Origin of the sequence: Vibrio sp. 10N.286.52.F8 (assembly GCF_041468745.1) — a bacterium.
GTDB classification, from domain to species: domain Bacteria; phylum Pseudomonadota; class Gammaproteobacteria; order Enterobacterales; family Vibrionaceae; genus Vibrio; species Vibrio crassostreae_C.
This window is the reverse complement of record NZ_JBFRJF010000006.1, coordinates 58,667-69,400: the sequence shown is the minus strand read 5'-3', so window position 1 is coordinate 69,400 and position 10,734 is coordinate 58,667. Positions and strand designations below refer to the sequence as shown.

Below are 10,734 nucleotides of genomic sequence, written 5' to 3'. Positions count from 1 at the left end.
GTATTTTAGGACGAGACATAGCATCTAGCATCTAGCATCTAGCATCTAGCGCTTAGATTAGTTGTTGCTGTGTAGTTCGCTGTTTAGCTCAACAGCAGACTTGTTCGCAAGACATTCAATTTGGCCAGTGATTGAGTTACGACGGAACAGAAGATCAGAAACGCCAGCTAGATCGCGAGCTTTAATGATCTCTACTTCATTGCCTTCTTTATCTAGCATGCGAACCTTAGTACCCGCAGTCACGTAAAGACCAGACTCAACTGTACAACGGTCACCCATAGGGAAGCCAAGACCCGCGTTTGCGCCTAGTAGGCAGTTTTCGCCGATAGAGATAACCATCGTACCGCCACCAGACAGAGTACCCATGATAGAAGCGCCGCCGCCGATGTCTGAACCGTTACCTACAACAACACCCGCAGAGATACGACCTTCAACCATGCTCACGCCAGTTGTACCAGCATTGAAGTTGATGAAACCTTCGTGCATTACTGTTGTGCCTTCGCCTACGTGTGCGCCAAGACGAACACGAGAAGTGTCAGCAATACGAATACCTGTTGGTACTACGTAGTCCACCATTTTAGGGAACTTGTCTACGCAATCTACAGACAGAGCACGACCTGCAAGGCGAGCTTCGATTTGACGCTCAGCCAGCTCAGGTAGGTCGATAGGGCCTTCGTTTGTCCATGCGATGTTGTGCAGTAGACCGAAGATGCCGTCCAGTACCGTACCGTGTGGTTGTACTAGGCGGTTAGAGATAAGTTGTAGCTTTAGGAAGCCTTCAGCAACTGATGCTGGCTTCTCGTCAGTAGCAAGAACAACAAGAACAAGTGGCTGTTCAGACGCTGCCGCTTTTTCTGCGAAAGATGCGTTAGCTGCATCATCGTTTGCTGCGAATGCTTTCGCCAGTTCTGCGCTTTGTGCAGCAGAGATTTCGATAGCTTGGTTGCCTTCAGCGTAACCTGACACTTCAGCTACAGCTGCTACAAGAGCGTCGCTTGGGTTTAGAAGCGGGTTAGGGAAGAACGCTTCAATGATTTTATTGTCGCGATTTTTGGTTGCCGTACCGAAGGCTAGTGAAAAATAAGCCATGTTGAATCTCCATGTGTTGAGTCTTGATTTTGCTATTCCAAAACAACGGCTCGAATAACAAGCGCTGCCGTTAGCAAAGTTAATTTAATTGCGTTCATCATAAAGAGAGCGCCCTCGTTATGAAAGGGCGTATCGGGATAAAGTCTGTAAAATGATATTGCTTGTCTTTTGAGAGATAGTTTTCTGCAATGAGAAAACACTGCAGATCAACACAAATTGATTGGTGCGTTAATCAACATTCTCCTGTGAATCCCCTCTTTAGATAAACAGTGCCTTATAAGCTTGCTCAATCCCTTCAATCAACATCTGCATACCGATTACCGCGAGTATCAACCCCATCATTCGAGTAATCACGTTCAGTGCGCTTGGTCCAACGGCTTTAACGAAGCGCTCGCCAAATACAAACAATACGTAGGTTAAGGCGCATAGTAGGCCAAAGGCGACGATGGTTTCGTAGATGCCTTCGGTGCTGGCAAAGTTCATCGCGGTGGCAATGGTGCCCGGTCCGGCTAATATTGGCATTGCCAGTGGCGAGACGGCGATACTGAGCGCCGCATCTTGTTGAGCGTCTGAGTTGACCTTCTCTTTTGCTTTAGAGTGTGTTGAGTCACCTTGCAGCATATGAAAGCCAATCAAGAACACGAGGATCCCGCCGGTGATACGAAGCGCGTAAAGCGTGATATCAAAGAGGTCGAAGATGAGTTTACCCGAGACAGCAAAGGTGCTGACGATGATGAAGGCGATGAACACTGAGCGGAAAGCGATAGACTTGACCGTTTCCCTATCATTATCACCTGTTAATCAAAGAAAGATCGGTGTGTTGGCGATAGGGTTCATGATGGCAAAAAAGCCCATGAACACGGTAATGGTATGAATGATGAGCTCTTTCATATTATTCCTTTGAAAATATGTAGTTAAATACGACAGCAGAATGTATTTAATCTTAGATACAAATAATTATTAGAAATAGATAGTAGAGCAAGTGTGAATAAAAAACAGCCAGCATAAGGCTGGCTGTTTGGTTTTAGTGATAGGTGTAGAGTTTTAGTCGTCCGTTATTGCTTGATTCTCAACTAACAGACTCTACATAACAGGCAGATTGTGGGACTCACTTTGTCGTTATGCGTGTTGAGATTCACTCACTGCCACAGCCAATGCAACCGTCGATCCGACCATTGGGTTGTTGCCCATGCCGATGAAGCCCATCATCGCCACGTGAGCAGGAACTGAAGAGCTACCTGCGAACTGAGCATCAGCGTGCATTCTGCCCATGGTATCGGTCATGCCGTAAGACGCTGGGCCTGCTGCTACGTTATCTGGGTGCAATGTTCGACCTGTACCGCCACCTGAAGCAACTGAGAAGTATGGCAAACCTTGGCGAGTGCGTTCTGCTTTGTAGATACCAGCAACAGGGTGTTGGAAGCGTGTTGGGTTGGTTGAGTTACCCGTGATACTCACATCCACTTCTTCTCTGTGCATGATTGCCACACCTTCACGTACATCATCAGCGCCGTAACACAAGATCTCGCCACGAGGGCCTTGTGAGAAGCGGCGACGTTCTGTTTCAACTAGCTCACCCGTTTGGTAATCAAATTGAGTGCGAACATAAGTAAAGCCATTGATGCGAGAGATTAGGTAAGCGGCATCTTTACCTAGACCGTTCAAGATAACTTTCAATGGTGTTTTGCGTGATTTGTTCACGTTCAGTGCAATCTTGATCGCACCTTCTGCAGCAGCAAAAGACTCATGGCCTGCAAGGAAAGCAAAGCAGTGGCTCTCTTCATTGAGAAGGCGAGCAGCCAGTGCGCCATGGCCGATACCGACTTGGCGTTGCTCCGCAACACTGCCGGGTTTTGTGAATGCTTGAAGGCCTTCACCAATGATATTCGCTGCTTGTTCTGCGTTGTTCGCTTTACGGAACAGAGCCAATGCTGCACCAAGAGTGTAAGCGTCAGCTGCGCTTTCAAATGCGATAGGTTGAGTGTCCATCACTAATGCTTTTGGATCGACATTGTGTGATAAACAGTATTGGTTTGCTTGCTCTAAAGAGTCGAAGTTCATTTCTGCCAATACGCGAGTTACTGATTCATTAAATTGAGTGTTCATCATATCTTTCCTCTTTTATTGGCAAAAATTATTGTTGACGTGGGTTAATGGTGGTTACGGCTTCGTCGAAGCGACCATAAGTCCCTGTCGCAAGGTCAGCAGCTTCGTTCGCTGGTACGCCTTGGTTAATCGCCTTCATCATTTTGCCGAGGTTGAGATATTCATAGCCAATCACTTCGCTGTGATCATCAAGTGCAAGCTTAGTTACGTAACCTTCTGCAAGTTCTAGGTAACGAACGCCTTTCGCTGAGGTTGAATAACTGGTGCCGACTTGGCTACGCTGTGTTTGACCTAAGTCTTCTAGTGCTGCGCCGATCTCTAGGCCACCTTCAGAGAAAGCAGACTGAGTTCGACCGTAAACAAACTGCAGGAAGATTTCGCGCATCGCTACGTTGATCGCGTCACATACTAAGTCAGTATTCAGCGCTTCTAGAATGGTTTTTCCGGTGAGGATTTCCGCAGCCATCGCGGCAGATTGAGTCATACCTGAACAACCAATCGTTTCGATTAATGCTTCTTCGATGATGCCGTTTTTTACGTTAAGAGTCAGTTTTGCAGCACCTTGTTGTGGTGCACAAGTGCCAACACCGTGGCTTAAGCCAGAAATAGCGATGACATCTTTTGGGCTAACCATTGCGCCTTCAACTGGAATTGGAGCTGAATTGTGAAGATCACCCCTTTGAATAGGGCACATTGATTGAATTTCTGAAGAGTAGTGCATAATGTTTTCTCACTTATAGAGCCATTTAAGGCCTAGGGCGTTGAGAAAACAGGACGTGTTGGAAGAGGTGCGGCTAATTCACTACAGATCTTGAGTATCGATAATCCAAAGGTGTCATGGAACTTGGTCTTAATAGACTAAGTCCATTTCAAAATGGAGGAATAGCGATACGTCCAACAGTATTACCTGTTTTCGATTCTGTAGGAGTCATTAGCACTGTTCGGAAAGAACGGGCGGTTGAAGCAAAAGCTTAGGTGGAACCCCATCACCTGATGGCTATAGATTAGATCTTCCTCACACTTTCATGCAAGCGAATGTTTAGAGCGATTTCGACTATAAACAAGCTTCATTATATTTCGATAAGTATAAAAAAACGCCAATAACGAACTCTGATTAGAGGCGTCATTGACGTTTTTTAGAAAGGTATCAGCTAGTTAAGCTGCATCTTCTTCTGCGTCTTCAACAGCTTCAAGCTTCTTAGCTTTTTTCGGAGCTGGCTTACGCTTAGCACCTAATGCGTAAAGAACTTCTTCTTTGTTCTTCGCTAGGTACATTGCAAGTTCTTCTTGCTTGCCTTCATCTTCAACTAAATCGCTTTTGCCTAACAGTTCAAAAAGCTCATCAGCCATATCCAGCATTTTGTCGTATGCGTCAGCTTCGGCTTTAGAGGTAAAAGTCATTTTCTCTTCTCCGTTGCGTTCCACCACGTACTTGACGATAACAGCCATGGTTAATCCTCTAAGTTTGATAAATTTTACTGGCTTTTTATACAGTTTCTGATGTTAAAAGTCCAGTTGGAGCCCGTACTATGCGGCCTCAATCTTGATGTGCCGCCCAGTCTTCACAATAACTCATGAAAGATTTCAGCAGTGGGCTTTGATATTTGTCTTTATGGACCAGCATCCAGAATCGGCGTTTCATATCAAGTGGCACATTAAGCGCTTTTACTCGGCCTGAATCGATCGCTCGCTGAGCAGCTAAACGAGACAAACAGGCAAAGCCAAGACCGGCAGAAACAGAGTTGATGATTGCTTCTGTGGTGTTGAGTTCAAAAGATTCATACCAATGTTCGATGCGCGGTGCGACGGCACGAAGGAAAAACTCGCGAGTCCCTGAGCCTGATTCACGTAAAATCCAATGGCTGTCTTCTAAATCGCTTAAAATCACTTTTTCTTTGGCAACGAGAGGATGTTGATTACTAACAATAATGCACATTTCATCGCTGCTAAACTGACTCGAAATGAGTTCAGGGTGTAATGTTTTTCCTTCAATTAGCGCGATATCCAGTTCATAATCCACCAACTTTTGGCAGATCAGTGCACTGTTTGAAATGAACAAGCTTTGATCCTGATGTTGAGTTCGTTCGCGAAAGCCTGACAAAATAAACGGTGCGACCTGATTACCAATCGTGTCACTCGCGCCGACCTTTAGATTGCCACTTAAAGGCTGATCATCACGGAACAAAACATCAATACCAGCAGCACGATGTAATATTTCATCCGCCAATGGAAGTAACTTATGTCCCTCTTGGTTGAGAATTAATCGGTTGTTGACCCGGTCAAATAGAGAGTGGCCGAGTTGTTTCTCCATTTCGCCTAGTGCCATGCTGACCGCAGCTTTAGACAGAAACAGAGCCTCAGAGGCAGCAGTCAATGTCGAGTGCTGAGTAATAGTGACGAACACTTTGAGCTGTTTTATTGAAATATTAGCCATCAGATTCCTAGTTTTACTCTGCTGGTGAAAATGGATTCTGTTCAGTATTGATGAACACTTGTTATATATAATTGGATATTGTTTAACGAAGCGCAAGCGTATTATGGCTTCAACAAGCTGATGAGTTCACAAGTTTAGTGAATTAGGTTTAAGAGAGGCTGACATGATTCAACGTATTAAATATAGATTAACAGGAGCTCCAACACCCATGGCAGGGTTAGCACTCGCAATTGCAAGCTTAGGCTGGTGTTGGGATGGTGTTCTAGTCGCACAAGGTATCTTACACACACCGGGTTTGGTGCAGTGGATCAGTGCTGGCATTGCGGCGGTATTACTTCTTGTTTTAGCTGTGAAATTTTTGATTCATGGTCACCTATTGCGTGAAGATCTTGCTCACCCTGTTGTCGGCAGTGTGGTACCAACATTTGCAATGGGGTGCATGGTGGTGTCAGCGTCTTTGGCGCCAATCTCTCAATTCTTACAAGAAGCTATGTGGTTGGCTTCTGTGGCTTTGCATGTTGTGTTTCTAACGAGCTTTTTGTACCACAGAGCTAAAAACTTTGAGATTCACCACATGGTGCCAAGCTGGTTTGTGCCACCGATCGGTATTATCGTCGCTGACGTCTCTTTCTCAGGTAATCCAGTTTTAGAGCCAGTAGCTAACGCGACTTTGGTATTCGGCTTATTGGTTTACGCAGTAATGCTACCAATCATGGTTTACCGTTTGATCTTCTCTCACGAAGTGCCAGATGCTGCAAAACCAACGATTGCGATTATGGCAGCACCGGCAAGCCTATCTTTGGCGGGTTACTTAACCGTTACTGCTAACCCTTCACCTGTGATCATTGGTTTACTATTTGGTATTGCAGTGTTGATGACGTTCATTATCTATATGGCGTTTTTCAAACTACTTCGTCTTCCATTTAGCCCTGGTTATGCAGCGTTTACCTTCCCAATCGTGATTGGTGCAACAGCCTTGTTCAAACTGGCTGCGTGGATGCAAGCACAAGGTATTGAAGCGCATTACATCAATCAAGTGTTTAACCTAGCTTATTTAGAGCTGATTGTTGCGACGTTGGTGGTAGGTTATGTCGCGATTCGTTACTACATGAACTACAAACCTCATCGTGTTTTAAGTGCGGTAGCCGGCAGATTGTAAAGGACAATAGTTCAAAAGATAAACGGACCTTAAGCTTTCAGTATTTCATAAGCTTATATTGCTCATCCAAACTCGGCACTTATGCTAATCTGGCTTTATATTGTGGCAAGATTAGCGTGAGTGCACTTTGTTTACTGTTTACCATTCCAATAAAGTCGATACTTTAAAAATTCTTCTCGTTCACTTGATCAAAAGTGACCCTTTAGCCAATCCTTTCGAAAAAGAGCAGATCTTGGTTCAGAGCCCGGGTATGTCTCAATGGCTTAAGATGGAACTCGCCAAAGAGTTTGGTGTAGCAGCAAATATAGACTTTCCTCTTCCAGCAACCTTCATTTGGGATATGTTTACCCAAGTGCTTCCTGATGTGCCTAAACGCAGTGCTTTTAACAAAGAAGCGATGACGTGGAAGTTGATGAGTTTGCTACCGGCTAAACTTGGCCACCCTGATTTCTTACCTCTGCAACGCTATCTTGAAAATGACGAAGACGGCTCTAAGTTGTATCAATTAGCCGAGAAAATTGCCGATATCTTCGATGGTTACTTGGTGTATCGGCCTGAATGGATGGCGATGTGGGAAGTGGGAGAGCCCGTTGCTGAATTGGTCGATGATGAAGGGCAGCAAGAGCACCCTTGGCAACCGATCTTGTGGCAAGCACTCTATGAGCAAACCTTGTCTCAAGGCCAATCAAAATACCACCGTGGCAATTTGTACCACGACTTCATTGAAGCGCTAGCCAATCAACAAGGTCAATTGCAGCATCTGCCGAAACGCTTATTTGTGTTTGGTATTTCGTCACTGCCTCCTCGCTACATGGATGCCTTGAAAGCGCTTGGAGAACAGATTGATGTCCACCTTATGTTTACCAACCCAAGTAAGCCTTATTGGGGAGATATCAAAAGCCTCAAAGATTTAGCAAGGTTTGAGGCTAAGCAACGTAAAAAGCTCGCTTTGTCTAACAATATGCTCTCATCAGATGGCTCGTCTTCCCTAATGGAAGGGGGGAAATATGAAGTGCATGATGAACTTCATATTGATAATGCCATTGGAAATAACTTATTAGCTTCGATGGGAAAATTAGGACGAGATAACTTACTTTTGCTTTCTGAGGGAGACACTGAGGAGTATCAATTTTTTATTGATGTAGAGCGAGATGGTTTACTGCATCAAATTCAAAGAGATATCCTTGAATTGGAAGAGCATCGCAATGATGAGATTTTGGATTCTAGCAACCATAAACAAGTGGTTGAGCTGGGCGATCGTTCGTTGACGGTACACGCTTGTCACAGCCCAATGCGCGAGGTTGAAGTTCTTCATGATCAGTTGTTAGCAATGTTTGACGCTGACCCGACATTAAAACCACGCGATATCATTGTGATGGTGGCAGACATCAATGCTTACAGCCCTGCTATTCAGGCGGTATTTGGTAATGCTCCGGGTGAGCGTTATATCCCTTACTCGATCTCGGATAGAACGGCAGACCAAGAGAGCCCAATTCTGACCGCGTTCATGCAGTTGGTCGCGTTACCGAACACACGTTGTCTAGCTTCTGAACTTCTAGAGCTATTAGAAATCCCAGCGATGATGGCACGCTTCGGTATTGATGAATTTCAATTTGAACAAGCTAAGCAGTGGGTTGAAGAAGCGGGTATCCGCTGGGGCGTCGATTCTTCTACGGCAACAGAGTTTGATTTGCCTGCCACCGAGCAAAATACTTGGCTATTTGGTATCCAGCGTATGTTACTGGGTTATGCGATGTCGGATTCCGCAGGTTTGTTTGAAACTGGACACTCTCCAATTGCAGCTTATAACGAAGTTCAGGGCATTAACGCCGAACTTGCTGGTAAGTTAGCGCACTTTATTGATCGTATTGCCCATTACCGTCAACGCCTTGCTGAGACGCAATCCATCGATATGTGGCGTGAAACCTTGCTGCAAATGATTGATGATTTCTTCGCCGTTGAGCTAGAAGGCGAGGTGGTGCTTAAGTCGATTCGTGATGCACTTTCTCAACTGAATGAACAGCTTGATGATGCCTTGTATGAACAAGAACTGTCGCCAAGCATTATCTACCAGTACCTCAATAATAAGTTATCTGGCGCGCGCATTAGCCAGCGTTTCTTAGCTGGCCAAGTTAACTTTTGTACCTTGATGCCGATGCGTTCTATTCCGTTCAAAACCGTCTGTTTGTTAGGTATGAATGATGGTGTTTACCCTCGCTCAATGCCGCCAGAAGGTTTTGATCTAATGAACGGACGCACTCGTCCAGGTGACCGTTCTCGTCGTGATGATGACCGTTACCTATTCTTAGAAGCGATGTTGTCGGCGCAAGAGTGTTTATACATCAGTTATGTCGGCCGCTCGATTCAAGATAATACTGAGCGAGTACCGTCGGTATTGGTTTCTGAGTTGATTGAGTACTGCCACCAGAACTACTGCCTAAGTGCAGATCAAGCGTTACCAAGTGATGATTCTGGTATCAAACTGACTCAAGCAATCAGCTTTGAACACACCATGACACCATTTAGCCCAGCAGCCTTTACGCAAGGTGATGCAGGTCATGTATTGAGCTACGCCAAAGAATGGCTTCCTGCGGCAAATCGTTCTGGTGAGCGCAGTGGTGAATTCAATCGTGCATTGGATGACTATTTGTTGGGGGCAACGTACCCGTTGGAATTGGACCTGGTTGAGTTACAGCGTTTTTGGCGTTTGCCAGTGCAGTACTTCTTTAATCGCCGTCTCAAAGTGGTGTTTGAACCGCCACTTCCTGTAATGGAAGACGATGAGCCATTCGTACTCAATGGACTAGAGAGCTTCCAGCTTAAAGATGCGCTGCTGCAAGTGTTGCTGGACCACCCAGAAGGTGCAGACGAAGCGGTGCGACTGTTTGTCTCTGAGCAAAAAGCCCAAGGTCGATTACCGGTCGGCGCCTTTGGTGACATCGAATTTGAAACCAATCGTGTTCAAGCGGAAGACTTAGCCAAAGAGATTAGATTTGTGAGCGGATCACCGCAGCAAGATCTCGAAGTGAATATCGAGTTTGACGTGTTAGGCGAAGGTAAGCCTGTTCGCTTGATGGGGTGGTTAACTCAAAACTATCAATCAGGTCTAGTGCGTTTCCGTAGCGGCAAAATACGCTCTCAAGATTACTTGGCTGCGTGGATTGATCATCTATCCTGCGCTGTTATGGGACACGGAAAAACGACCCATATTATTGGCTATGACAGAAAAGAGGGCGTGGTTCACCAAACGCTACAACCTATCGGCGATGCGCAGCAAGCGAAGAGTATATTAGCTGAGTTAGTACGACTGTTTTATCAAGGTATGACTGCACCATTGCCATACTTCCCGAAAACGGCATTAGCTGGTGTTGAAGCGGGCTTTAGTCGTGGTAAGTGGGTCGATGATGAAGAAAAGTCACTCAAGAAAATGGCCGATACCTTTAATGACAGCTTCGCCTTCACGGGCGAGGGTAGAGATACCTACATCTCACGAATCTGGTCTAAATGGGACGATGAATTGGCTACTGAGTCGCGTATGTATTCAACGCTTGTGCTACAGGCGGCAAGGTTGGCTACTGCCGATCTGGAAGATCAGGAGTAGGTGGCTGTGATCGACAAGATCAATAGCGAGTGCGCTGAATTAATGAAAGACAAAAGAGAGTCGCTGGTAAGCGTTTGGTACGCTTGCTTTCAAGATGAAGGGAATCAAGGTGAATAGAAGCAAGGTACAGGAAATAAAGTGGCCGCCAGTAAATCATTATTAGTGTAGGGCGTTCGCTGTACGGCCACAGGTCAGAGGGACCATTATTCTGTGGTTCAAAGTAACGCCGTAAAGTACAAAACTCGTACGTGCTCCTGAACTCGTGGGCGCATAGTAGCGAGGCGATCCGAATTGATCCGTGAGAGAGATCGCACTAACTATTAACAAATTAGCGTAGGACGTAAA

The 10,734-nt window shown here is 45.6% G+C and carries 7 protein-coding genes, 1 pseudogene and 1 riboswitch; of the genes and pseudogenes, 2 read left to right on the top strand and 6 right to left on the bottom strand.

What is annotated here, in order from left to right:
• Window positions 1-57 precede the first annotated feature (57 nt).
• The 6 genes and pseudogenes from dapD to AB4133_RS02250 all read right to left on the bottom strand — a co-directional run bounded on the left by dapD (window position 58) and on the right by AB4133_RS02250 (window position 5,629).
• A complete protein-coding gene (gene dapD, locus AB4133_RS02275; protein WP_017059885.1) occupies window positions 58-1,089 on the bottom strand; it encodes a 2,3,4,5-tetrahydropyridine-2,6-dicarboxylate N-succinyltransferase in 1,032 nt (343 codons plus the stop codon).
• 258 nt (window positions 1,090-1,347) lie between these two features.
• Window positions 1,348-1,980 (bottom strand): annotated as a pseudogene (locus tag AB4133_RS02270) (MarC family protein).
• A 228-nt stretch (window positions 1,981-2,208) separates the two neighbouring features.
• A complete protein-coding gene (locus tag AB4133_RS02265) occupies window positions 2,209-3,198 on the bottom strand; it encodes a GGGtGRT protein (protein WP_017067817.1) in 990 nt (329 codons plus the stop codon).
• A 25-nt stretch (window positions 3,199-3,223) separates the two neighbouring features.
• A complete protein-coding gene (locus AB4133_RS02260; RefSeq protein ID WP_017068533.1) occupies window positions 3,224-3,916 on the bottom strand; it encodes an iron-sulfur cluster assembly scaffold protein in 693 nt (230 codons plus the stop codon).
• Window positions 3,917-4,110: 194 nt separating this feature from the next.
• A riboswitch (Fluoride riboswitch) is annotated at window positions 4,111-4,195 on the bottom strand.
• Window positions 4,196-4,350: 155 nt separating this feature from the next.
• A complete protein-coding gene (locus tag AB4133_RS02255; protein ID WP_008223840.1) occupies window positions 4,351-4,644 on the bottom strand; it encodes a YebG family protein in 294 nt (97 codons plus the stop codon).
• Window positions 4,645-4,732: 88 nt separating this feature from the next.
• On the bottom strand, window positions 4,733-5,629 hold the full coding sequence (locus AB4133_RS02250; RefSeq protein ID WP_017059889.1) for a LysR family transcriptional regulator: 897 nt from the start codon (window positions 5,627-5,629) through the stop codon (window positions 4,733-4,735).
• Between the two features lie 208 nt (window positions 5,630-5,837).
• On the opposite strand from AB4133_RS02250, the gene AB4133_RS02245 reads away from it, so the two are divergent.
• Window positions 5,838-6,788, top strand: a complete 951-nt coding sequence (locus AB4133_RS02245; protein ID WP_372223884.1) for a TDT family transporter — start codon at window positions 5,838-5,840, stop codon at window positions 6,786-6,788.
• A gap of 127 nt (window positions 6,789-6,915) precedes the next feature.
• On the top strand, window positions 6,916-10,389 hold the full coding sequence (gene recC, locus AB4133_RS02240; RefSeq protein WP_372223883.1) for an exodeoxyribonuclease V subunit gamma: 3,474 nt from the start codon (window positions 6,916-6,918) through the stop codon (window positions 10,387-10,389).
• The last annotated feature ends 345 nt before the right edge of the window (window positions 10,390-10,734 follow it).

Coding starts and splice junctions, on each gene's coding strand:
- AB4133_RS02265 (WP_017067817.1), bottom strand. CDS start 3,198: ATGATGAACACTCAATTTAATGAATCAGTAACTCGCGTATTGGCAGAA.
- AB4133_RS02245 (WP_372223884.1), top strand. CDS start 5,838: ATGGCAGGGTTAGCACTCGCAATTGCAAGCTTAGGCTGGTGTTGGGAT.
- AB4133_RS02255 (WP_008223840.1), bottom strand. CDS start 4,644: ATGGCTGTTATCGTCAAGTACGTGGTGGAACGCAACGGAGAAGAGAAA.
- dapD (WP_017059885.1), bottom strand. CDS start 1,089: ATGGCTTATTTTTCACTAGCCTTCGGTACGGCAACCAAAAATCGCGAC.
- AB4133_RS02250 (WP_017059889.1), bottom strand. CDS start 5,629: ATGGCTAATATTTCAATAAAACAGCTCAAAGTGTTCGTCACTATTACT.
- AB4133_RS02260 (WP_017068533.1), bottom strand. CDS start 3,916: ATGCACTACTCTTCAGAAATTCAATCAATGTGCCCTATTCAAAGGGGT.